Origin of the sequence: Aliiroseovarius sp. F20344 (genome assembly GCF_023016155.1) — a bacterium.
Taxonomy (GTDB): domain Bacteria; phylum Pseudomonadota; class Alphaproteobacteria; order Rhodobacterales; family Rhodobacteraceae; genus Aliiroseovarius.
Map to the genome: position 1 here is coordinate 121,926 of NZ_JALKBG010000008.1, position 23,040 is coordinate 144,965.

The following is a 23,040-nucleotide window of genomic DNA, read 5'->3' on the forward strand; positions in this document are numbered from 1 at the left end:
TGTTGTTTGAGTTGGTTCAGACAGTCAGGATTGGGGGTGCGCGGGCTGGTCGTTTGCGCATGTAAGGCGGATCGACGTGTGAAGATATTTCACGCAAACCAGTGGTCAGAACATAGCTGCGCGCAAGGGCCTGCCAATGTGTATGCGGGGTCACAACAGTGATCAGGATGTTCCCCAGCACACAGGGCTCGGCTTCGTCACTTACCTCTTCAATAGGGTTGCCTTCAGCGTCAATGCGGATCGTTATAATGCCGTCGCCCGTACATAGAACCACGGTTTGAAGTTCGCCCAACACCAACATCTGCACGGCCGAACCAATCTTGGGCAAAACAACCCCAAGGCATAATGCAGCGGTCAGTAAGATGCGAGTGAAGCTCCTCATAATGATGAGCTACCGCAGGTGACAAAAAAGCTCCAGATTTTTGTTGGGATGTTTACCCGCCCTTGCCCTTTTGCGTTCATGCCAATAGGGCTAACTGCCATGAAAATACTCTTTCTTGGTGATATCATGGGGCGTGCCGGACGGCGCGCAGTGGCGGAACGGTTGAAGGGGCTTCGCGAAGACTGGAAGCTCGATTTCGTCGTGGCCAATGGTGAGAACGCAACCAGTGGGCATGGTTTGAACGCAAACCATGCCAAGGGGCTTTTGGATGCTGGCGTGGACGTCATCACGCTTGGCGATCATGCCTTTGATCAGCGCGATATGCTGACCCATTGCGAACAGGAAAAGCGTATTATCCGCCCGTTGAACTTCGCCAAGGAATGCCCCGGCGTGGGCGCGCGTGTGTTCGCGGATGCGCGCGGACGAAAAGTCCTTGTCACGCAAGTTCTGGGGCAGGTTTTCATGAAGCGCGCCTTTGATGATCCGTTTTCGGCGGTCGACATTGTGTTGAAGCGATACACGCTGGGCGGGGCTGTGCAGGCGTCGTTGGTTGATGTGCATTGCGAGGCGACGTCCGAGAAAATGGCGATCGGGCATTGGTGTGATGGACGCGCGAGCGTGGTTGTTGGAACCCACACTCATGTGCCGACCGGGGATGCGCAGATCCTTCCCAAGGGAACGGCTTACCTGACGGATGCTGGCATGTGCGGAGACTACAACAGCGTGATTGGCATGCAAAAAGAAGAGCCGATGCGCCGTTTCGTAACCGGGATGGCCAAAGGCCGTTTCACGCCCGCCGAAGGGGAAGCCACATTGTCCGGTCTGTATATCGAAACGGATGATCGCACTGGCAAAGCAACTCGGGTGCAAATGGTGCGCAACGGGGGCCGTTTGGCGCAAGTTTCTCCTGTGGATGCAAGCTAAGTCCTACAACGCTTTCCGATCGCGCGACAAAAGTGCGCTTGCTCATACCCCCTGCGCAGGGCAAAACTAAACCAAGCGATTAAACGGGGACTGTGCATGGGTTTATTCGAGTTCAGCGCCACAACGCAGGCGGTGATTGCCCTTCTGACCGTCGGAGGGATGTTTGTCCTTTTCCTGCGGGAAAGCTTCCCTACCGAAGTTGTTGCCATTGGCGGCGTGTCCATCATGCTGATTATGGGAATTCTCGACTATGAAAGTGCACTGGAAGTGCTTTCCAATCCCGCCCCGTGGACCATCGCTGCGATGTTCATTGTCATGGGCGCCTTGGTGCGGACAGGCGCGCTTCAATGGTTCACACAGATCGCAGAAAAGAAGGCCGAGCACAGCCCGATGTTGGCATTGGCTGCGTTGATGGGCTTTGTGGTGGTGTCCTCTGCGGTGGTGTCGAATACGCCGGTGGTGGTCGTCATGATCCCGGTGTTTATTCAGCTTGCAAAGAAAATCGGCAAATCAGCATCGAAGCTGCTTATCCCGCTCAGCTATGGCGCAATTCTCGGCGGCACGCTGACCCTGATTGGGACGTCCACCAACCTTCTGGTGGATGGTGTTGCGCGTGAAGGCGGGCTTGAGCCTTTCACGATTTTCGAAGTCACCCCGCTTGGCATCGCATTGGTGGCTTGGGGCATGTTCTATCTTCGCTTCATTGCACCCAAGATCCTGCCTGACCGCGACAGCATGGCAACGCTTCTGACAGACAGATCCCGCAAGAAGTTTTTCACCGAGGCTGTGATCCCGCCGGAATCAAACCTGGTTGGGCGCGAGGTCAACGGCGTTCAGCTGTTCAAGCGCGAAGGCGTGCGGCTGGTTGACGTTATTCGTGGTGATGCGTCGCTACGGCGGGACATGGCCGGCGTCACGCTGCAAGTCGGTGACCGTGTTGTGCTTCGGACAGCGATGACGGAACTGCTTAGCCTGCAACGCGATAAAAGCTTGAAGCGCGTGGATCAGGTCTCTGCCGTCGAAACCACCACGGTCGAGGTTCTGATCTCGCCCGGCTGTAAGATGGTTGGCAAGCAGCTGGGTAAGATGCGCTTGCGTCGTCGGTACGGTGTGTATCCGCTCGCGGTGCATCGGAAGAACCAGAATATCGGACGTCAGTTGGATGAGCTCGTGGTGCGCGTCGGCGATACGCTGCTGCTGGAGGGCGCGCCGGAAGACATTCAACGGCTGGCGCAGGACATGGATCTAGTGGATGTGTCGGCGCCGTCCGATCGCGAATATCGACGTGGTCACGCCCCGATTGCGGTGGCAGCACTTTTTGGATTGGTGGCCCTTGCAGGATTCGGCGTGGCCCCGATTTTCCTGTTGGCTGTACTGGCCGTAGCGGTTGTCCTTTTGACCCGCTGTATCGACGCGGACGAAGCGTTCGGGGCCGTAGATGGGCGGTTGCTTGTGTTGATCTTCTCGATGCTCGGCATCGGGGCGGCGTTGGAAAGCTCAGGCGCGGTTGCACTGATCGCTGAGGGCATCGCGCCCGTTCTAGGAAAGCTTCCCCCGTTCCTGATCGTTTGGGCGATCTACCTTCTGACATCAGTCTTGACCGAGCTTGTGTCCAACAACGCGGTCGCCGTGGTGGTCACGCCAATCGCCATTGGTCTGGCCCACGCGCTGGGGCTTGACCCGCGACCCTTGGTGGTTGCGGTGATGGTGGCCGCTTCGGCCAGTTTCGCAACGCCTATCGGCTATCAGACAAACACGCTGGTTTATGGTCCCGGGGGCTACAAGTTCTCGGACTTCTTGAAGGTCGGCATCCCGCTGAACCTGACTGTCGGCATTCTGGCGTCGATCCTGATCCCGTTTATCTGGCCACTTTAGTCCCGGCTATAGCGGCCAGAACACCAAGATTGCTGGGATTGAGACGACAACGACCAAGATCTCGAGCGGCAAGCCCATGCGCCAGTAATCGCCAAAGCGATAGCCACCAGGGCCAAGGATCAGCGTGTTGTTCTTATGCCCGATGGGCGTCAGGAACGCACAGGACGCGGCGATTGCGACGGCCATCAGGAAAGGGTCAGGGTTCTTGCCCAAGGCATGCGCCATCTGAATGCCCACGGGGGCAGCAACGATGGTTGTTGCCGTGTTGTTCAGAACGTCCGACAAGGTCATGGTGACCACCATCAAAACCGTCAACACGGCCCAAGCGGGTAATCCTTCGGTCCAACCGACCAAGGCCCCCGCGATCAGCTCGGTCCCGCCAGAGCTTTCCAACGCGGCACCCAGCGGTATCATGGACCCCAAAAGCACCACGACGGGCCATTCGATATGGGTGTAAAGCTCTGATAGGGGTACGATCTTGGCCAAGACATAGCCGACCACAACCAACCCCAACGCCACAGGCAAATACACCAACCCAAAGCTTGCCGCCGCGACAGCCACAGCAAAAAGGCCAATGGCCAGCCAGACCTTTTCGTCGCGGGTGACGGTCAAGCCGCGCTCAGCCAAAGGCAAGCAACCCAACCACTCGGTCACGTCTGCCTCGTTGCCCTGCGGCACAAGCAGAAGCAGGATGTCGCCTGGTTGCACTTCGGTCTTGCGCACCTGTTGGGCGATTTTCTTACCTGCCCGTGAAATGCCCATCAGGACCGAGCGTTGTCGCCAGTTCAACCCGATGGCCTGCGCGGTTTTACCGGCAATCCGGGCGTTCTCGGGCACGACGACTTCGATTTTTGATAGGCCGTCGCCCTCGGCTTTCAGTTTTTCTTCACGGGTTCCTTCGGCAAAGGCCAACCCGGTTGCAGCGCGAAATTCGTCCAGCGCTTCGGGTGTTGCCTCTAATACCAGGGCGTCCCCCTCAACCAGTTTGGTGCCGCGTTGGGTGCCGTATCTCCGCGCGCCATTCCGGACGAGGCCAAGAATGGCTACATCGTTTTTCTCAGCCGTCTCCAGCAGTTCTTTCACGCGCTTGCCGATGTGTTTTGAGCCTTCAGGCACGGTTAGCTCTGCAACATATTGGCCGAACTCATCCATGGGGTTGGACCCGTTTTTGCCTGCATCTGGCTGCGGGATCAGGCGCCAACCGATCAACGCCACGAAGATCAAACCTGCGATGGCGGTCACGCCCCCAACAGGTGCAAAATCAAACATCTTGAAAGGTTCGCCCAAGGAATCTTCGCGGATGGCGGCGATGATGATATTGGGGGGCGTGCCGATCAGTGTGACCATGCCGCCAAGAATGGTGGCAAAGGACAATGGCATAAGACTTAGCCCCACAGGACGCGCCGCTTTACGGGCGGTTTGAATGTCTACGGGCATCAACAACGCCAGCGCAGCCACGTTGTTCATGAAGGCAGATAGGACACCACCAATGGCCCCCATCAGTGCGATGTGCGACCCAAGGGATCGCGATGCATCGACAAGGGTTCGGGTGATCAAGAACACGGCGCCTGACCGGACCAAACCAGCCGAAACGACCAGCACCAGCGCCACGACCAGCGTGGCTGGGTGCCCGAAGCCAGAAAAGGCCTCTTTTATGGGCACAACGCCCAGTACCACCCCCAACATAAGGGCAGAAAAGGCAACGATGTCATAGCGGAAGCGGCCCCAAAGAAGCAGCCCAAAAACCGCACCGAAAAGCGAAAAAAGAATGATTTGATCTGTCGTCATACCCAAGGCTTACCGCGAAGGGCAGGGCGCGTCACCCGTAGATTACGGGGAAAAGTGTGGCAATCAGCAGCAGAGCCATGGTGACGTTAAAGGCTTTAAGCCGCGTTGGGTTCGTAAGGATCACGCGGATTTTCTGACCTAGTACGGTCCATGTGGAGACGGATGGAAGGTTCACAGCTCCGAAAATTACGGCCACCAAAATCACAGCCCCCATATCGCGCGTTGGTGCGTAGACGCTGATCGCAGTCAGGGCCATCGCCCAAGCTTTTGGGTTTACCCATTGAAAAGCCGCCGCTTGCAAAAACGTCATCGGCGTTCCGCCAGCCTTGCCAGTTCCGGGTTCACTTGCGCGCGCAATTTTCCACGCTAGCCACAAAAGGTAGATCACACTTCCGGTTTTCAGGATCGTGTAGCTGATGGGGTATAGGTCAAAGAGCTGCATAAGCCCGGCACCCACCAAAACCACCATGAACACAAATCCCCCGGCCACGCCCAGCATATGTGGGATCGTGCGTTGGAAACCGAAATTCGCCCCCGAGGCCATAAGCATCAAGTTGTTCGGTCCCGGCGTGATGGACGACACAAAGGCGAATGCGACAAGCGCAAGAAGAAGATCATAAGACATATGAGGATTATTGCCGTATACGGGCGCTTTGTGATTGCAAAATTGTGTAATATCGCGCTTATTCTGCAATCTATGCGGATAAAAGATAAAATAGATCAGCAAATATTGCGCGAGCTGTCGGCGGATGGTCGCCTGCCCAATACGGAATTGGCCGATCGTGTGGGGTTGTCCCCCTCGGCCTGTCTGCGCCGAGTGCAGCAACTTGAGCGGCAGGGCGTTATCGCGGGCTATCGGGCTGTGCTTGATCCAGTGGCGATGGGAGTGGGGTTCGTGGCTTATGTGACGGTCGGGCTGAATGACCACACCAAAGCGGCTCAGGAAGGCTTTGAAAAGGCCGTGGCGCGTTATGATGAGGTGCGCGAGTGTCACAACATCACCGGCACCGTGGAGTATTTGCTGCGGGTCGAGGCAGCAGACCTGATTGCTTATAAACGTTTCCACACCGATAAGCTGGGAACATTGCCGCAGGTGCATCAGATTGTGACCCATGTGGTGATGGGATCCCCGAAGGATGATCGCGCATGAAAATCCTCTGCGAACTGTGCTAAACCCAACCAATCCAGCAAGGCCCCTTGCCCCTTGTTGGCCGCTTGGGCTATTGAACCCCGAATGAATGATTTAGTCGGAGGGCGCCATGGCTGGCCACTCAAAATGGGCAAACATCCAACACCGCAAGGGTCGTCAGGATAAACTGCGCTCGAAACTGTTTTCGAAACTCGCCAAAGAGATCACTGTGGCTGCCAAAATGGGCGACCCGGATCCCGACAAGAACCCGCGTTTGCGTCTGGCCGTGAAAGAGGCCAAGTCGCAGTCGGTCCCCAAGGATGTGATCGAACGCGCGATTAAGAAATCGCAAGGTGGCGACGCCGAGAACTATGACGAAATCCGCTATGAAGGTTACGGCCCCAATGGTGTTGCCGTCATCGTCGAGACCATGACCGACAACAAAAACCGCACCGCATCGACCGTGCGCTCGACCTTTACGAAGAACGGCGGGAACCTGGGCGAAACCGGTTCCGTTGGTTTCATGTTCGACCGTAAGGGCGAAGTGATCTACCCTGCCGAAGCAGGCGATGCAGATACTGTAATGGAAGCCGCGATCGAAGCTGGCGCCGAGGATTGCGAAAGCGACGAGGGCGGCCATCGTATCGTTTGCGCCGACACAGATTTGAACGAAGTATCCACCGCATTGGAAGCCGCGTTGGGCGAGTCGGAATCGACCAAGCTGATCTGGCAGCCAAATATCACCACCGAGCTGGATCTTGAGAACATGCAAAAGCTGATGAAGCTTGTGGATGCGCTTGAGGATGATGATGACGTGCAGCGCGTCACCACCAATTTTGAAGCTTCGGACGAAGTGATGGAGCAGCTTTAAGCCGCACCCCATCTGGTTAAAGAAAGACCCCGGTTCGTGGAAACGCGCCGGGGTCTCTTGTTTTCGATCTCTATCCGGTGTCATGTCGCCGGATGAACGAAAGCGTTTCCTCTGATCAGCGGCCTATGCATGGCATCCTTTGGATGCTGGCGGCAGGTCTGTTTTTTGTGATGATGAATGCGCTGGTGAAATATGTAGGGCAAGAGCTGCCCTCATCCCAAGCGGCCTTTCTGCGCTATGTCTTCGGCCTTGTTTTTGTGCTTCCAGCTATCGGGCAGCTTACCAAGATCAAATTCCCCAAACGGGTGTGGCAACTGTTTGTGCTACGCGGGGTGGTCCACACGGGCGCGGTACTTTGTTGGTTCTACGCCATGACCCAGATCACCGTGGCCGAGGTCGTGGCGATGAACTATCTGACCCCAATCTACGTCATGCTTGGGGCGGCCGTGTTTCTGGGGGAAAGCTTTTCAACCCGACGGATGCTGGCCGTTGCCGCCGCGTTCCTTGGCGTGCTGATCATCCTAAGACCGGGGCTGCGTGAGCTTGGGGGCGGTCATATCTCGATGGTGTTCACGGCGATTTTTCTGGGGGTTTCCTATCTGATCGCGAAACGTCTGGCGCAGGATGCGACTGCGGGCGTGGTGGTGGCCATGATGTCGCTTACTGTGACGATCGGGCTGGTGCCAGCAGCCTACATGGCCTGGGTGCCCCCTACATTAGTGCAGATGGCGTGGTTGGCTGTCGTGGCGTTCTTTGCCACCGCTGGCCATTATTCCATGTCGCGTGCCTTTGCTGAGGCGCCCGTATCGGTCACTCAGCCCGTGACTTTCGTGCAAATCATCTGGGCGGCCGCCACGGGCGCGATTTTCTTCGCAGAACCGGTGGATTTCTGGGTGGTTGTCGGCGCGGGTGTGATCATGGCGGCCGTCACCTATATTACGTGGCGCGAGACTATTCTGAAGCGCCGCGTGACGCCGAACCCGAACGAGCCGAAGAGCTGAGTTATTTCCGTGAAAGCGTTAGCACACCACGATAATTTCGACTGCTTCAACTTCGACGCCACGTGCCCGCAACGTATCGAGGATCGCTTTCTGATCATCGGCCAGGTTTTCCATATCGAACGTTATGCGTTTCAAGTTGCGCATGCTCAAAAGCGGAGAGAGATCTTCAATTTCAAGGAAACTCATTTCCAGCTCTTCAATGGACTTGTTGCCTTTCAGCGGAGACAGATCATCAACATCCGAGCGTTCAATATCGAGGCGTTTCAGTCGCGGTAGATTACGCACAAGCGTCAGATCCTTGAAGGCAGATTGACCAATGGCGAGCTCTTCGAGGTTTTTGAGTTTCCGAATGGGCGTGTAGTCTGTGACATCCAGATCCTGTACGTGAAGGAGCTTCAGATTTGGAAAATTATGAAGTGCGGTCAAGTCGGTCACATTGCTGGCCCCAATGTGCAGTTCCGAATACTGCGCATTCCCCTCCAGCACCGAAAGATCAGAGAAATCGGTGTAGCTGACCATCAGGGCGCGCACATGAGGCAAATCTTTGACGACATTATAGTCCGGCAGTCGTGCTCCGTCCAAATCAAGGCGTTGGCATTCGGACGCGATGCATTGGGCTAAAATGGCTTGCCCGCGTTCTTCCCGGCTTTGTGTCGTGCCGCCAGATGTGGTGTTGCAGGCTGAAAGGGCAAAAGACACAGCCAGAGCTGCAACGGGGATGAAAGTAATTCGCATAATAGAACCTTAAAATAAGCAAGATGGGCGGCATTTCTGCCGCCCAACAGGATTACTCAGACCAGCTTACCCCAGTCAAATCATTCGCCTGTGTGGGCGCGTTTTCCCACAAGCCGTTGATCTTGGCATTCGCCACACCGGTTTTCGCCAGCTGGAACAGATACCCGTTCACATAATCGTCCGCGATGATCTGTTGGGCCTGTTTGTTCAGGTCCGACCGCATGGCGGGGTCTGATGTGACCGACAGTTTCTCGATCAACGCTTGGAAATCGGCGTTGTCATACTGGAAATAGTATTCCGGACGGGCATAGATGTTGATGTCCGCAGGTTCCGTATGACTGACGATGGTCAGGTCGAAATCCTTGCCTTTGAATACTTGTTCGATCCACTGCGCCCATTCGAGGTTCGAAATCTCGGTGTTGATCCCAACCTCGCGCAGTTGGGCGGCTATGATCTCGCCTCCGCGACGGGCATAGGCGGGCGGGGGCAGCATAAGACGCAGGGTCAGATCGGTCGCGCCAGCCTCAGCAAGAAGGGATTTCGACATCTCTGGGTCAAAGGCCGAGTTTCCGGTTAAATCAACATAGTCCGGATTATGCGGCGCAAAGTGAGTGCCGATGGGCGTGCCATAACCATGCATGGCTCCGTCGATGATGTCCTGACGATTGATCGCATGGGCAATGGCCTTACGCACCCGAACATCGGCCAGCGGGCCGGACTTGTTATTGGTCGACAGGATCGTCTCGCCCTCGGTCGAGCCAACGATCACGTTAAAGCGCGGATCGGCTTCAAACTGGCCCAGCGTTTCTGGCGCGGGGAAGTTTGGGAACGCGTCTACATCACCCGCCATCATGGCCGCAAAGGCCGCGTTCGGGTCCGATATGAACTTGAACGTCGCGTTGGCAAGTGCAGGTGCGTCGCCCCAATAGGCGTCATTGCGCGCGATGGTCACATGGTCGCCTTTAGCCCATTCAACGAAGCTAAAGGGGCCTGTTCCAACGGGGTTGGTCGCTGCGTTTTCGACGCTTTCAGACGCTACAATCACCGCATCCCCCCAAGCCATATTGAAGGGGAAGTTGCCATTGGGCGTGGTCAGCTTCACCTGCACCGATGTCGGGTTAACGGCTGTTACGCTTTCGATGTCCTTGAACAGGGCTTTCTGCGCATTGGTCGAGTCTTCTGCTCGCGCGCGATCAAGCGAAAACACGACGTCCTCGGCATCAAAACTCGTTCCGTCGTGGAAGGTGACCCCTTCACGAAGGGCGAACGTGTAGGACAACCCGTCTTCGCTGACCTCCCAGCTGCTTGCCAAAGCGGGCAACACTGCGCCATCGGGGCCGAACCGCGTCAGGCCTTCATAGATATTTGCATAGACAACTTCATCGATGGCCGCTGCAGCCCCTGCTGTTGGGTCAAGGTTTGGCGGTTCAAGCACCATTCCCAGCGTGATCGCGTCATTTCCAGCCAGCGCAGTCGTTGCCATCAGCGCCCAAGCGCTTGCAGTAAGTTTAAGGTTGGTCATCGTGGTCCTCCTTGTCCCGTTTCGCGGGATATGCCCCATGAAACGCGGGAAATTCCCTTAAGGCAAGGAAAGAACGTTTCGTCATCTCCCCTTTGATTTTCTGCGTCGCAGCATTATATTGCCGAGAAGCGAAGTGGATCAGGGAGGGGAAACCATGAGCGCCTCGGCCAAAGTAACAGCACCGACGCCGTCGGATATTCGTAGTCGTAAAGGGGACACGCCACTGGTGGTGCTGACCGCCTATGCCACACCCACAGCCCAGATGATGGACGCGCATTGCGACATGGTTCTTGTGGGTGACAGCGTTGGGATGGTGGTGCATGGCCTGCCTGATACGCTGGGCGTGACGATGGATATGATGTGCCTGCATGGGGCTGCCGTTAAACGGGGGCTGAAGCAATCCATGATGATCGTGGATATGCCCTTCGGGTCCTATGAGGAAAGCCCAGAGCAAGCCTTTCGCAACGCCGCCCGCTTGATGCGCGAAACTGGGGCAGCCGCGGTCAAGCTGGAAGGCGGCGTGTCGATGGAAGAAACCATCCGCTTCCTGACCAGCCGTTCGATCCCTGTCATGGCCCATGTGGGTCTGACGCCGCAGGCGATCAACACGCTTGGTGGATATAAAGTTCAGGGTCGGGGTGAAGACCGCGCCCGTGTGATGGCGGATGCCAGAGCGGTCGAGGCTGCTGGCGCATTCTCGGTCGTGCTTGAGAAAGTTCCGGAAAGCCTTGCGAACGAAATCACCGAAGCCGTGTCGATCCCCACGATTGGCATCGGTGCCTCAGCGCAATGTGATGGGCAGGTATTAGTTGTGGATGACATGCTGGGCTTGTTCACAGCGTTCAAGCCGAAGTTTGCCAAGCGATACGCAACCCTGGGTGAAGTCGGCGAAAAAGCCATTGCCAAATACGCCGATGAGGTGCGAAACCGCAGTTTCCCGGCGCCCGAGCACGTCTTTGCAGATGAGGTCAAAAAGAAATGAAGATCATCCGTTCCAAGGACGAGCTGCGCACCCTGCGCCGCAGTTGGATTTTCAAAGGCGAACGTGTCGCCGTAGTGCCCACGATGGGCGCGTTGCATGCTGGCCATCTGTCTTTGGTGGAAGAGGCGAAGAAGCAAGCGGACCGTGTTATCGTCACGATTTTCGTGAACCCCAAACAATTCAACAATCCGGATGATCTGGATAGCTATCCCCGGACAGAGGAAGACGACGCAGAGAAGCTGGCACCCTATGGTGTGGATGCTCTGTATGCACCGACGCCTGACCAGATTTACCCCGAGGGGTTCGCGACCAATGTGCGTGTGTCTGGCCTGACCGAAGATTTGGAAGGCGCACATCGTCCCGGCCATTTCGATGGGGTCGCAACCGTGGTGTCGAAGCTGTTTTTGCAGTCCCGCGCGGATGTGGCCTGTTTTGGTCAGAAAGACTATCAGCAGATGCTATTGGTTCGTCGCCTGTCCAAAGATTTGGACATCGAGACCGAAGTGATTGGCTGCCCCACAATCCGTGAGGATGATGGATTGGCGATGTCCTCGCGCAATGTGCGCCTTAGCCAAGAAGAGCGGGCCATTGCGCCGGCATTAAAGGCCGAAATGGACCGCGCCGCAGTCGCTATTCGCCGGGGTGCTGAACCACGCGTGGTACTGGACAGTGCCAAAGCTCAAATCGAGCATGCTGGGTATCATTCGGTCGAGTATCTGGAATTGCGTGATGCAGAGACGCTAGAGCCGGTGAAAGACCTGTCCCGCCCCGCACGTCTTCTGGCCGCTGCCATGCTTGGAGACGTGCGTCTGATCGACAACATCGAAGTTTAGGTCAGCCCTGTCCGTGATCAGCGCGATGTTCTTTGCGGATCACCAGTTTTAGGCCGGACCAGATTTCGTCTACGGCACACACCTTCACGTCGACCAAAGTGGTCTTCAGGGCCGCGTTGCGGATGACGCCCTCGGTCATGTCTGTCGGGACTTTTGATGCTTTCTTGGGCCAAGAGATCCAGATCATGCCGTCCATATCGAGCGCGGCGAGAAGCTGGGGCATGGCGGCTTCGAAAGCAGCGCGGTCATAGGTGAACATTTGGATCACATCATATGGACCGGTTAAGGCGTCAGGTGACGTGTCATCAACGGCAACGAATGCGCAGCTGGTAGTAAGATAATCATGCGCGGCGGGACGATTGATCCAAGCCACACGCTGCCCGTCCTTCAGGCCAAGTTTCTTTTCAAGTGGGGTGCCGGAATAGCCTGTCATGTCGTCAGGATATGTCCTGCCAATCCCAACGCAAAGCCAAGAATGGCCCACAGCGGAGGTGTCCAGCTTCGTTCGATAGGCAGTTCCGGCGCAATGTCCTGAAACATGAGGTACAGGATGCCGCCTGCAGAAAACAGCATCAGCCACCCAAGGATAGCGGGCGCAGTGGAAAGCATCGTCATGCCGATCACAGCCGCAATCGGTCCCAGCGGGACGAGCAACGCGAAAAGGGCCAGTCGCTTGCCGCGTGGCATTTGACTGCCAACTTCCAATTCTCTGTCCGCGTTGAACCCTTCGGGCAGGTTTTGTGCGCCGATCAATGCTGCCAACAGCAGTGCGAGCTGAGGTTCCGCCGTTATCACAGCCCCCAGTGCGATGGTTTCAGGGATGAAGTCCATCAACATGGCCATGAATTGCGCGCGTGAACCACCTGTCCGTGACATGGCGATGTCAACGATCAGGGCAGCGAGAGCACCCATTAGTAACGGCGCAAGTGCAAACAAGCCGGAAACACGACCAAGCCCTTCAGGGATAAGAACAAGCGCAACGGCAGAAAGCAGTGCGCCTGCACCAAACGCCATGATCCAGTGATTGGCCTGGTCACGAAGTTTGCCGGGAAACAGCCTGTCGAACCGGGCAAGCCAAGCTCCAAAAGGAATGGCCGCCCCGGCAAGGGCGGCCATTAGAATTGCATCGCTAAGGCCCTGCATCACAGGTGACGTTCGACCATCATTTTCTTGATCGAAGCGATTGCCTTGGCCGGGTTCAGGCCTTTCGGGCAGGTTTTTGAGCAGTTCATGATCGTGTGGCAGCGATACAGCTTGAAGGGGTCCTCAAGCTCGTCAAGACGCTCGCCAGTGGCTTCGTCGCGGCTGTCGATGATCCAGCGATAGGCGTGCAGCAGTGCGGCTGGCCCAAGGTATTTGTCGCCATTCCACCAGTAGCTCGGACAGGATGTCGAGCAGCTGGCGCACATGACGCATTCATAAAGACCATCAAGTTTCTTGCGATCCTCAATCGACTGCTTCCACTCTTTCGCGGGGCGGTTGGTCTTGGTCTCAAGCCACGGCATGATGGATGCGTGCTGTGCGTAGAAATGCGTCAGATCGGGGATCAGATCTTTCACTACTGGCATGTGCGGCAGCGGATAGATTTTCACGTCGCCCTTGATCTCGTCCATCCCGTAAATACAGGCCAGCGTGTTGATCCCGTCGATGTTCATCGCACAGGAACCACAGATGCCTTCGCGGCAGGACCGGCGGAAGGTTAGGGTCGGATCAATCTCATTCTTGATTTTGATCAGCGCATCCAGAACCATCGGCCCGCAGGCGTCCATGTCTAGGAAGTAGGTGTCGACCCGTGGGTTTTCACCATCGTCCGGGTTCCAGCGATAAATCTGGAACTTGCGAACATTCGAGCCTTCGGGCTTTGGCCATGTTTTGCCGACACGAACGGTCGAGTTCTTAGGGAGCTTGAATTGTACCATCTTCTCGTCTCCTTAGAACGTCCGCGCTTTGGGCGCGATTTTCTTGAGGTTGATACCGCCTTCAGCCTCGGTGGACAGCGGGTCAGTGATGACCGGACGATATGTCAGGTCAACCTTGTTGCCATCTACGCGGCTGACAGTGTGAACACGCCACTTCTTGTCGTCACGGTCCGGGAAGTCCTCATGTGCGTGTGCGCCACGGCTTTCCTCGCGCGCTTCTGCGCCATGGATTGTGGCCAAGGCGTTCGGCATAAGGTTTGCCAGTTCCAGCGTCTCCATCAGGTCCGAGTTCCAGACAAGCGAGCGGTCAGTGACAGCAAGGTCGTCCATCTTGGCGGCGACGGCGGTCATCTTCTCGACGCCTTCTTTCATGGTCTTGGCGGTGCGGAAGACTGCGGCATCGGCCTGCATGGTCTTCTGCATCTCGAGGCGAAGCTCGGCGGTCGGAACCGCGCCACTCGCATTGCGCAGACCGTCGAAACGATCAAAGGCCCCATCAACAGACGCTTGGTTCAGCACAGGGTTGGCGCTGTCTGCGTCCACGACCTTGCCAGCGCGGATCGCGGCGGCGCGGCCAAAGACAACAAGGTCAATCAGCGAGTTCGAACCAAGTCGATTTGCACCATGTACCGACGCACACCCTGCTTCACCAACAGCCATCAGGCCAGGCACAACAGCGGTCGGATCCTTGGCGGTTGGGTTCAGAACTTCACCCCAATAGTTCGTGGGGATACCACCCATGTTGTAGTGAACCGTTGGCAGAACCGGGATCGGTTCCTTGTTCACGTCAACACCTGCGAAAATCTTGGCGCTTTCCGAAATGCCCGGCAGGCGTTCGGCCAGAGCCTCGGCAGGAAGGTGGTCAAGGTGCAGGAAGATGTGATCCCCTTCGGGCCCAACCCCGCGACCTTCGCGGATCTCCATTGTCATCGAGCGGGAAACATAGTCGCGCGGGGCAAGGTCTTTGTACTGGGGCGCATAACGCTCCATGAAACGCTCGCCTTCCGAGTTGACCAGATAGCCACCCTCGCCACGTGCACCTTCGGTGATCAGGCAGCCCGAGCCGTAGATGCCGGTCGGGTGGAACTGAACGAACTCCATATCCTGCAGAGCCAGACCCGCGCGGGCCACCATGCCGCCACCGTCGCCGGTGCAGGTGTGGGCCGAGGTGGCCGAGAAATACGCACGGCCATAGCCGCCCGTCGCCAGCACAACCATCTTCGCGTTGAAGACGTGCATCGTGCCATCGTCAAGCTTCCAGCAGACAACACCCTGACACTGACCGTCTTCCGACATGATCAGGTCGATGGCGAAGTATTCAACATAGAATTCAGCGTTGTTCTTCAGCGACTGGCCGTAAAGCGTGTGCAGGATCGCGTGACCGGTCCGGTCAGCAGCAGCACAGGTCCGCTGCACAGCAGGGCCTTCACCGAATTCGGTAGTGTGACCGCCGAACGGGCGCTGATAGATCTTGCCTTCCTCGGTACGTGAGAAGGGAACGCCATAGTGCTCCAGCTCGTACACCGCTTTGGGTGCCTCGCGCGCCAGATATTCCATAGCATCCGTGTCGCCCAGCCAGTCCGAGCCTTTCACAGTGTCGTACATGTGCCACTGCCAGTTGTCCGGGCCCATGTTGGACAAGGAAGCGGCGATACCGCCCTGCGCTGCAACAGTGTGCGAGCGGGTCGGGAAAACTTTAGTCACACAAGCGGTGCGCAGACCTTGTTCGGCCATGCCAAGCGTGGCCCGCAGACCGGCGCCACCAGCACCGACCACGACCACGTCATATTCGTGCGTTTCGTATTCGTAAGCTGCCATTTGGGTTGCTCTCCGGTCTTAAAAGGCGATGCGGGCAAGGCCATACAGGCCGATTGCCAGAACAGTGTAGGAAAGGGCGGTGCAAACAATCACCAGCACTTTTTTGGTTACGCCGCGCGAATAATCCTCGATCACCACCTGAACGCCGTGGCGGAAGTGAACCATGGCGGTCACAAGGGTCATCGCTGCGATGATTGCGGGGAAGGGGCGTTGGTAATACGCGATGGCGTCCTCATAGGGCATGCCCAAGGCACAGCCAAAGGTCAGCGCGAACAGCGGCATCAGGATAAGAAGGCCAACAGCCGAAATGGCCTGATTCCAAAAATGCTCGGTGCCGGATCCAGCAGATCCTTTGCCCACGGCGCGTTTGCGGTCGGTAAGATAGCTCATGATTGTCCCCCTTACACGATCACGGCGACGAGGATCGCCAGAATGACGGAACCGAAGATGACCCCAAGGCCCATCTTCTCGGCCGTTTCGACCTCAAGCCCGATGCCGATATCCCAGATAAGGTGACGCAGGCCCGAGAGTGCGTGATAGCAAAGTGCCCAGAGAGCCAGGAACATAACAACGTCCCCAATGAATGAGGTCATCAGACCGTTCACAACGTTATAGTAGTCAGCACCCATCGAAGCGGCAAAGAACCACCAAACGACCAAGATCGCAGCACCCAGCAGGGCAACCCCGGTGATCCGGGCGAAGATCGAGGTAATGGAGGTCAGCTGCGGGCGGTATACTTGCAGATGCGGGGAAAGAGGGCGGTTGCCTCTGTTCACGTCGGCCATGGCGGCCTCCTTCTGTCTATTTCGACTTTACGACAGGAATAGCGCCTTTTGCGGCACGGAGTCACGCAGTAAGGCGATCAAAAACAGAGGAATTTGCGCTAACAGAGTGGTATTTTGGGTGTTGTGATCACGAATTTGAAATTTGTGATCACATATTTGGCCGGGATTTATCCTACTGAATAAATCGGGTATTTGGTGTAGCCCGACTCCGAAACTGGAGCGCCCATTCCTGCTTGGGAAAGGGCGCAACCTCCTATTTCGGCATCAGCGCCCAGTAGTCCAGATCCAACATGACCTCGGGCAGGTATTTTCCATCCTCGCCTTTCAGCGCAAATTCTGGCGCACCGTGTTTGACGGCAACCAGACGCAGGCGGACCGCTCCAACACCTGGCGCGTCGGTGTCTGCTTTGTCCAGAACCTCGGACCAAGCGCGGATCGTGTCACCCGAGAAACAGGGGTTCGCGTGCGCGCCGCCGTTCAAGCCGACAATCATCTGGGCATTTGCCAGACCGTTGAAGGACAGGGCTCGCGCCATCGAGATCACGTGACCGCCATAAATCAAGCGTTGACCATCCGGGCGGAAAGTGGCGTCGAAATGCACCTTGGCTGTGTTCTGCCATAGGCGCGTGGCCATCATGTGTTCAGCTTCTTCGACGGTCACGCCATCCACATGGTCGATCTTCTCGCCAATCTCGTAGTCGCCCCAGCGATGCGGTTCCCCGGCCAGCGTGAAGTCGTAGTCCTCGAAAGACAGACCCTCGGGGATCGAAAGGTCGGAGGCTTCAAGAACACTTTTCAGCTCGGGGATCACGGTTTCGGGCGCGGGCGCGTCCAAATCGCCCTTACGCACCATTACCCAGCGCACATACTCCATCACAGGCTCGCCCATCTGGTTGAACCCGCGTGTGCGGACCCAGACAACACCCGATTTACCGTTGGAGTTCTGCTTCAACCCGATCACCTCGGACTGCGAGCGCAGCGTGTCGCCGGGATAAATGGGTTTCAGCCAACGTCCCTCGGCATAGCCAAGGTTGGCAACGGCATTCAGCGAAATGTCGGGGACGGTCTTCCCGAACACCACGTGAAACGCGATCAGGTCGTCAATCGGCGAGCCTTCCAAACCACACGCCCCAGCAAACTCGTCCGAGGAATAAAGTGCATGCCGGGCAGGGTAGAGCGCATGATAAAGCGCGCGTTCGCCTTCTGCCACGGTGCGCGGTACGGCGTGATCGATCACGTCGCCCAGCTTGTAATCCTCGAAAAAACGTCCGGGGTTGGTTTTAGCCATTATAGCTCTCCGTTTTTCATGTCTTGGCGGGCACAAGGAACGGCCCGCCGATAGTTTTGGATCCCGCCCGCGCAGTTAGATTACGCGCCGAACGGGGACGGGCCGATCAGCCCATGAATATATCCGATGATCACCAGCAGAACGATCGAGGCCACAAAGAACATGGCGTCTTTGGCGATTGCCCCTTTGGGGTTTGGCTGCCAATCCGGTTCTGCGCGATTGATCACGGTAATTTCCAGCACTGCCCAGACCGTCAGAGCCCCGAACAGGACCATCGAAGCCAGATCCGGATTCACCATGATGTGTGCAACAGCCCAGATGATGAAACCGGTCAGCATCGGGTGGCGCATCTTGTAGAAGATGGCACCTTTCGAGGGGCCGGGGCTCATGAAATAGAGCGCGAATAGAACCAACAGGTTGTTCACGTGCCGCAGTGCTGAAGGAAGGGTGTGAAGATCATAACTTTCAGTCATGCGATACCCGATCACCATGAAAACCACGCTGATCAGGATCATTATTGCAGATATCCCTTTGGCCCGTTGACCCATGTTGGCATGGGCACCGGGTAGGGCGCGTTTCCAGAAGTGTCCGACATACCACAGGGCGAGACCGGCAATTAGCAACGTCATGGCGAGGTTCCTTTAAGTGGGCCTCAGCCCTCCATCGCGGTGATGGCTTCGGCTTTGGCCAGAATGGATTTTGCTGTCTCAACATGCAGGTTTTCGACGATTTTACCATCCACTACTGCAACGCCCTGGCCGGATGCTTCAGCCTCTTCAAACGCAGCGATCTGACGCTGGGCCAAATCAATCTCGGCTTCAGAGGGGGCGAAGGCTTCGTTGGCGATGGCCAGTTGCGCAGGGTGGATCAGAGTCTTGCCATCCATCCCCATGTCGCGACCTTGGTCACATTCGGCTTTTAGGCCCTCATCATCCTTGAAAGCGTTGTAAACCCCGTCAACAATCACAACACCATATGCTTTTGCTGCGATCAGGCACATATGCAACCCGCCCATCATGGGGAGACGGTCAGCGCGGAAGCGGGTGTTGAGCTCTTTCGCCAGATCGTTTGTGCCCATGACAAAGCCCTTCAGGCGGGGATGCGCGGCAATTTCAGCGGCATTCAACATGCCGATGGGGGTTTCCATCATCGCCCACAGATCCACATTCGAGATCAGCGCGGCCAGTTCATCCAATTGCGCGGCGGAGCCAACTTTTGGCATCAGGATCGCGTCGATATCCGCACCAACGAAAGCCGCCACGTCGTCTTTGCCCCATTCCGTATCAAACCCGTTGATCCGCACGATCTTGGCACGATTGCCATAGCCGCCCTTATCCAGTTCCGCTTTCAGAATGGCACGTGCTTCGACCTTGGCGTCGGGGGCAACGGCATCTTCAAGGTCGAAGATGATGGCGTCAGCTTGCAGGCCACGGGCCTTTTCCAACGCACGCTCTTTCGAGCCGGGGATGTAGAGGACGGAACGATAGGGGCGTGTGGTCATGATTCTGTGTCTCCGCAATATTGTTGCGCAAGGGATCACATTTGCGCACCAAATCGCAAGGCAAACTTTGCCGCAATGCAGAAATTTTTCGAGTTGCCCTGTGATCACCGATTCATGTTCGGCACGTTAACCACTTCTTTGACTTCAAGGCGCAGGGTTCCCTGACACTTGCCGAGTGACGGGAGGGCCAACAGTTGGCCACTGATACAATGGATGCAGCTTGGCGCGACACAGAACACGGCCCTGATGCCCCGGTACGCCGGATGGCCCAGCTGATCGGCCCAATTGAAAGGACAGATCCATGAAGCAGGATATTCTGGCCCTTAGTCTGGGTGTCGGCGCGATCCTTCTGACGGCAGGACAATTGCACGCCCAGAACGCCACGCGCTGCGCAGAGCGATCGGATGTTGTGCACCGATTGGCCGAAACCTTTGGCGAAACGCGGCAATCCATCGGGCTTGCTTCGGATCGGCAGGTGGTCGAGGTTTATGCCTCGCCCGAAACAGGCACCTGGACCATCACTGTCACCACACCACAGGGTGTAACCTGCTTGGTTGCCGCAGGGCGTGGGTTTGAAAGGGTGGACGAAGACCTGACCCCGGCCCGCCTTGGCAAACCGGTTTAGGTCAGCCCTTCCCAGATCAGTTTTGTCCCGGTGAGGATCAAAAACAAATAGGTGAAACCAAAAAACAGCCGCTCTGACATTTTGTGGTGCAGATGCACGCCAATCCAGACACCAATAACGGCAAAGGGGATCAGCAAAAGATCAGCCTTTGCCGTTTGCCACGTGAATATCCCCAAGACGAAATAGGGGATGAACTTCAACAGATTGATTGCCCAGAAACAGATAACCGTTGTGGCCTGAAACGTCGTTTTGTCCAACCGTCGTGACAACAGATAAACGGCGGCAGGCGGGCCCCCTGCATGGCTGATGAAACTGGTGAAACCCGCGATCATCCCCCAAAAAGCGCCAGCCTGACCGGACATCGGGCTTTGGGCGGGGGGGATCCAGCCTTTCGCTCGCGCGATTTGGAATAGGACGAAACCAACCGCGATCACCCCGATCAGCAATCGAAACACGTCGGGATTTGCAATTGTGTACAGCGCAGCCCCAAGTGCCACGCCCGGAATGGCTCCTAGAATCAGCGCCCAAGCGGAAGGAGTGTCCCACCTACGCCAATAGGGCTTCAGGGCTGTCACATCCATCAGCATCAAAAGTGGCAGCATCAGCCCAATCGCAGCGCCTGGATCCAGAATCAGCGCAAGCAAAGGAGTCGCCGCAAAAGCAGCGCCAGAGCCGAAGCCACCCTTGGAAATCCCGGCAAAGATCACTGCCGGGATTGCAAAGGCAAAGAAAGTGAGGTCCAGAACCTCGGGCATGATGATCCCCTCAAAAGTCTGGAAAATGGGCGCTTTAGCGCTATCGTCTGTCGCATTCTGTTGCAAGCCCAGTGTGATGCCGCAGTGCAGCGCCCTTGCGCGAAAGGCACTTTAGGACTAGGCATGCGCCCGAAAACAACTGATCGGAGATCACACTCATGGCCAGACCCAAGATTGCGCTTATCGGTAGCGGCATGATCGGTGGCACACTTGCTCACCTTGCTGCACTGAAAGAAATGGGCGACGTTGTCCTCTTTGATATTGCGGACGGTATCCCTCAGGGTAAAGCACTCGACATCGCGGAAAGCGGTCCTGTTGAAGGGTTCGACGCAGCCCTTTCGGGCACCACCTCTTATGCAGATATCGCTGGTGCTGACGTTTGTATCGTGACCGCTGGCGTTCCGCGCAAGCCGGGCATGAGCCGCGATGACCTGCTGGGTATCAACCTGAAAGTCATGAAATCGGTTGGCGAAGGCATCAAAGAACACGCCCCGAACGCTTTCGTGATCTGCATCACCAACCCGCTGGACGCAATGGTTTGGGCTCTGCGCGAGTTCTCGGGCCTGCCGCATCAGAAAGTGGTCGGCATGGCTGGCGTTCTAGACTCGGCACGCTTCCGTCACTTCCTGTCGGTCGAGTTTGACGTATCCATGCGCGATGTCACCGCCTTCGTTCTGGGCGGCCACGGCGATACCATGGTTCCGCTGACCCGTTACTCGACCGTTGGTGGCATCCCGCTGCCGGATCTGGTGAAAATGGGCTGGACCAGCCAAGAAAAACTGGACGCCATCGTGCAGCGCACCCGTGACGGTGGCGCCGAGATCGTTGGCTTGCTGAAAACTGGTTCGGCCTACTACGCCCCGGCTGCTTCGGCGATCGAAATGGCTCAGGCTTACCTGAACGACCAGAAACGCGTTCTGCCTGCAGCTGCCTACGTTGATGGCGCTTACGGCCTTGACGGTTTCTATGTTGGCGTACCGACCGTGATCGGTGCCAACGGCATCGAAAAAGTCATCGACATCGAGCTGAGCAAAGACGAGCAAGCCATGTTCGACAAATCTGTCGATGCGGTGAAGGGTCTTGTTGAAGCTTGTAAGGGTATCGACAGCTCGCTGGCATAAGCCAGTTACAAAAAACTACGATTTGCGCCTCCAGTTTTGGGGGCGCTTTTTTTATTTTGGCTTTGCAATTAAGGGTAGATGGAATTTGGTGAGTCGTGGACTTTGGGTGAGTTTTGTGCTCGATGAAGTCCAATCCTTTTATTAAGTGAATTGATTTAGTCGGGTTAGGGGGGGATTTTTGAAGCTTTTATTCCCGATGACAAATGATGATGGCTTTGTGTTTGCTGCCACGGGGGCACAGTATCGCGGGCTTGCTTGTCGCGCAGCCCGTTCTTTGCGTGCCGTGCTGAACGATGTGCAAATTGATCTTTTCGCGGATGAGCCAGTTGACGATCCAGTCTTTGATCAAGTGCATCCACTCCAACACAAGGGGAAGCGTCCAAAGATTGAAGCGATGCGCAAAAGCAGGTTTCAATATACAGTTTATCTTGATTGCGATGTTGTTACTGTTGCTGATTGTTCAGATTTGTTTGAACTTTTGCGCCAGATGGACTGCATCGGTGCGCAAGCGCAATATGGCAATGGCACCGTATCCATGCGTGAACCTAGATTGTCTTTGCCAGTTGGATTTCGCCAAATCAACAGTGGCGTTATGGGGGTTCGCAAATCCGATGCGACACAGGCATTCCTGACGAAATGGGAAAAACGAATGGACTCAGAAGGAGAGTCCTGGGACCAGCCAATTCTGAAGGAACTGTTGTGGGATTCCGCACTTCGGTTCTGGGTCTTGCCGCTTGAGTATAACCTGATGCACATAAGTTATATTCCGGTGATGGGGAAGCTTATGGCGGCACCGCGTCTATTACATGTGACAAAGCTACATGGTCAGCCTGGGTTCGATATCGCAACAGATTCCCCATTCGATCTGAGCGAAGTCATGGATCACACTTCTCTGAAAGCGCTGTATGAAATACTTGGTCGGGACAGGACGCTTATCAATTGCCCTACAGCCCGAGATCAAATTGGCAGTCTTTTGCATCGCCAACCTATGGTGAAGAAGCAGGCCCGCTCGATTTGGCGTCGGTTACGCTGACCGAAGATTCGCAAACTGTGCGTCAGGGCGCAAATTAACCATTTGTGATCACACATTTTAAGCTGTGATCACAAAATTCGCGCGTTTGGATAAAAATCGGGCTTTTTGGCAAAAAACATTTCTGCCCTCTGCTTCACTTGTGCATCTTGTCCG

25 protein-coding genes are annotated in these 23,040 nt (G+C 56.3%); 10 read left to right on the forward strand and 15 right to left on the reverse strand.

Translation table 11 applies throughout. From position 1 onward, the window contains the following. Positions 1–16 precede the first annotated feature (16 nt). Positions 17–382: a hypothetical protein gene (locus MWU55_RS09745; protein WP_246935858.1), complete on the reverse strand. Its 366-nt coding sequence runs from the start codon at positions 380–382 to the stop codon at positions 17–19. A 99-nt stretch (positions 383–481) separates the two neighbouring features. On the opposite strand from MWU55_RS09745, the gene MWU55_RS09750 reads away from it, so the two are divergent. Both MWU55_RS09750 and MWU55_RS09755 read left to right on the forward strand, forming a co-directional pair. Next, positions 482–1,306, forward strand: coding sequence for a TIGR00282 family metallophosphoesterase (locus tag MWU55_RS09750; RefSeq protein WP_246935859.1), 825 nt, complete (start codon positions 482–484; stop codon positions 1,304–1,306). Positions 1,307–1,402: 96 nt separating this feature from the next. Further along, positions 1,403–3,181, forward strand: coding sequence for an SLC13 family permease (locus MWU55_RS09755; protein ID WP_246935860.1), 1,779 nt, complete (start codon positions 1,403–1,405; stop codon positions 3,179–3,181). Positions 3,182–3,187: 6 nt separating this feature from the next. On the opposite strand, the gene MWU55_RS09760 is transcribed toward MWU55_RS09755, so the two are convergent. After that, positions 3,188–4,969 (reverse strand): SLC13 family permease, encoded by a 1,782-nt coding sequence (locus MWU55_RS09760; RefSeq protein ID WP_246935861.1) that lies wholly within the window; start codon positions 4,967–4,969, stop codon positions 3,188–3,190. Positions 4,970–5,000: 31 nt separating this feature from the next. Further along, a complete protein-coding gene (locus tag MWU55_RS09765) occupies positions 5,001–5,594 on the reverse strand; it encodes a LysE family translocator (RefSeq protein WP_246935862.1) in 594 nt (197 codons plus the stop codon). Positions 5,595–5,666: 72 nt separating this feature from the next. Here MWU55_RS09765 and MWU55_RS09770 point away from each other — a divergent pair, with 72 nt between their 5' ends. The 3 genes from MWU55_RS09770 to MWU55_RS09780 all read left to right on the forward strand — a co-directional run bounded on the left by MWU55_RS09770 (position 5,667) and on the right by MWU55_RS09780 (position 7,970). Beyond that, a complete protein-coding gene (locus MWU55_RS09770) occupies positions 5,667–6,119 on the forward strand; it encodes an Lrp/AsnC family transcriptional regulator (protein ID WP_246935863.1) in 453 nt (150 codons plus the stop codon). A gap of 109 nt (positions 6,120–6,228) precedes the next feature. Further along, on the forward strand, positions 6,229–6,969 hold the full coding sequence (locus MWU55_RS09775; RefSeq protein ID WP_246935864.1) for a YebC/PmpR family DNA-binding transcriptional regulator: 741 nt from the start codon (positions 6,229–6,231) through the stop codon (positions 6,967–6,969). Between the two features lie 125 nt (positions 6,970–7,094). Beyond that, positions 7,095–7,970 carry a DMT family transporter gene (locus MWU55_RS09780; RefSeq protein ID WP_246935866.1) on the forward strand — a complete coding sequence of 292 codons (876 nt, stop codon included), beginning with the start codon at positions 7,095–7,097 and terminating at the stop codon, positions 7,968–7,970. Between the two features lie 18 nt (positions 7,971–7,988). Here MWU55_RS09780 and MWU55_RS09785 read toward each other — a convergent pair whose 3' ends face one another. Both MWU55_RS09785 and MWU55_RS09790 read right to left on the reverse strand, forming a co-directional pair. Beyond that, positions 7,989–8,705 (reverse strand): hypothetical protein, encoded by a 717-nt coding sequence (locus tag MWU55_RS09785; RefSeq protein WP_246935868.1) that lies wholly within the window; start codon positions 8,703–8,705, stop codon positions 7,989–7,991. Positions 8,706–8,757: 52 nt separating this feature from the next. Continuing rightward, a complete protein-coding gene (locus MWU55_RS09790; protein WP_246935874.1) occupies positions 8,758–10,227 on the reverse strand; it encodes an ABC transporter substrate-binding protein in 1,470 nt (489 codons plus the stop codon). 154 nt (positions 10,228–10,381) lie between these two features. Between MWU55_RS09790 and panB the strand changes: the two genes are divergently transcribed. Further along, positions 10,382–11,209 (forward strand): 3-methyl-2-oxobutanoate hydroxymethyltransferase, encoded by an 828-nt coding sequence (gene panB / locus MWU55_RS09795; protein WP_246935876.1) that lies wholly within the window; start codon positions 10,382–10,384, stop codon positions 11,207–11,209. Beyond that, positions 11,206–12,042, forward strand: coding sequence for a pantoate--beta-alanine ligase (panC, locus tag MWU55_RS09800; protein WP_246935880.1), 837 nt, complete (start codon positions 11,206–11,208; stop codon positions 12,040–12,042). Before panB ends, panC begins: the two co-directional genes overlap by 4 nt. A 1-nt stretch (position 12,043) precedes the next feature. On the opposite strand, the gene MWU55_RS09805 is transcribed toward panC, so the two are convergent. The 9 genes from MWU55_RS09805 to MWU55_RS09845 form a co-directional block, all read right to left on the reverse strand. Next, positions 12,044–12,475: a hypothetical protein gene (locus MWU55_RS09805; RefSeq protein WP_246935881.1), complete on the reverse strand. Its 432-nt coding sequence runs from the start codon at positions 12,473–12,475 to the stop codon at positions 12,044–12,046. Next, positions 12,472–13,185, reverse strand: a complete 714-nt coding sequence (locus MWU55_RS09810; protein WP_246935882.1) for a hypothetical protein — start codon at positions 13,183–13,185, stop codon at positions 12,472–12,474. The genes MWU55_RS09805 and MWU55_RS09810 overlap by 4 nt, the downstream gene beginning before the upstream one ends. Next, a complete protein-coding gene (locus MWU55_RS09815; RefSeq protein ID WP_246935884.1) occupies positions 13,185–13,961 on the reverse strand; it encodes a succinate dehydrogenase iron-sulfur subunit in 777 nt (258 codons plus the stop codon). Before MWU55_RS09815 ends, MWU55_RS09810 begins: the two co-directional genes overlap by 1 nt. A gap of 12 nt (positions 13,962–13,973) precedes the next feature. Then, positions 13,974–15,779 (reverse strand): succinate dehydrogenase flavoprotein subunit, encoded by a 1,806-nt coding sequence (sdhA, locus tag MWU55_RS09820; RefSeq protein WP_246935891.1) that lies wholly within the window; start codon positions 15,777–15,779, stop codon positions 13,974–13,976. Positions 15,780–15,797: 18 nt separating this feature from the next. After that, the gene (gene sdhD, locus MWU55_RS09825; protein ID WP_246935893.1) at positions 15,798–16,169 is read right to left on the reverse strand and encodes a succinate dehydrogenase, hydrophobic membrane anchor protein; all 372 of its coding nucleotides are present in this window, start codon (positions 16,167–16,169) and stop codon (positions 15,798–15,800) included. Between the two features lie 11 nt (positions 16,170–16,180). Next, positions 16,181–16,564 carry a succinate dehydrogenase, cytochrome b556 subunit gene (gene sdhC, locus MWU55_RS09830; protein ID WP_246935895.1) on the reverse strand — a complete coding sequence of 128 codons (384 nt, stop codon included), beginning with the start codon at positions 16,562–16,564 and terminating at the stop codon, positions 16,181–16,183. 253 nt (positions 16,565–16,817) lie between these two features. Continuing rightward, positions 16,818–17,852, reverse strand: coding sequence for a MaoC family dehydratase (locus MWU55_RS09835; RefSeq protein ID WP_246935896.1), 1,035 nt, complete (start codon positions 17,850–17,852; stop codon positions 16,818–16,820). An 80-nt stretch (positions 17,853–17,932) separates the two neighbouring features. After that, entirely contained in the window at positions 17,933–18,481 is a 549-nt protein-coding gene (locus MWU55_RS09840; RefSeq protein WP_246935897.1) for an NnrU family protein, read from the reverse strand. Between the two features lie 23 nt (positions 18,482–18,504). Further along, the gene (locus tag MWU55_RS09845; RefSeq protein WP_246935898.1) at positions 18,505–19,353 is read right to left on the reverse strand and encodes a CoA ester lyase; all 849 of its coding nucleotides are present in this window, start codon (positions 19,351–19,353) and stop codon (positions 18,505–18,507) included. Positions 19,354–19,654: 301 nt separating this feature from the next. Between MWU55_RS09845 and MWU55_RS09850 the strand changes: the two genes are divergently transcribed. Continuing rightward, positions 19,655–19,978, forward strand: coding sequence for a hypothetical protein (locus MWU55_RS09850; protein WP_246935900.1), 324 nt, complete (start codon positions 19,655–19,657; stop codon positions 19,976–19,978). On the opposite strand, the gene MWU55_RS09855 is transcribed toward MWU55_RS09850, so the two are convergent. Then, on the reverse strand, positions 19,975–20,733 hold the full coding sequence (locus tag MWU55_RS09855) for a sulfite exporter TauE/SafE family protein (protein ID WP_246935901.1): 759 nt from the start codon (positions 20,731–20,733) through the stop codon (positions 19,975–19,977). The genes MWU55_RS09850 and MWU55_RS09855 overlap by 4 nt on opposite strands. 158 nt (positions 20,734–20,891) lie before the next feature. On the opposite strand from MWU55_RS09855, the gene mdh reads away from it, so the two are divergent. Both mdh and MWU55_RS09865 read left to right on the forward strand, forming a co-directional pair. Further along, complete coding sequence (gene mdh / locus MWU55_RS09860) at positions 20,892–21,854, forward strand: malate dehydrogenase (protein WP_246935902.1); 963 nt, start codon at positions 20,892–20,894, stop codon at positions 21,852–21,854. 178 nt (positions 21,855–22,032) lie between these two features. Continuing rightward, positions 22,033–22,887, forward strand: a complete 855-nt coding sequence (locus MWU55_RS09865) for a putative nucleotide-diphospho-sugar transferase (protein ID WP_246935903.1) — start codon at positions 22,033–22,035, stop codon at positions 22,885–22,887. Positions 22,888–23,040 lie beyond the last annotated feature (153 nt).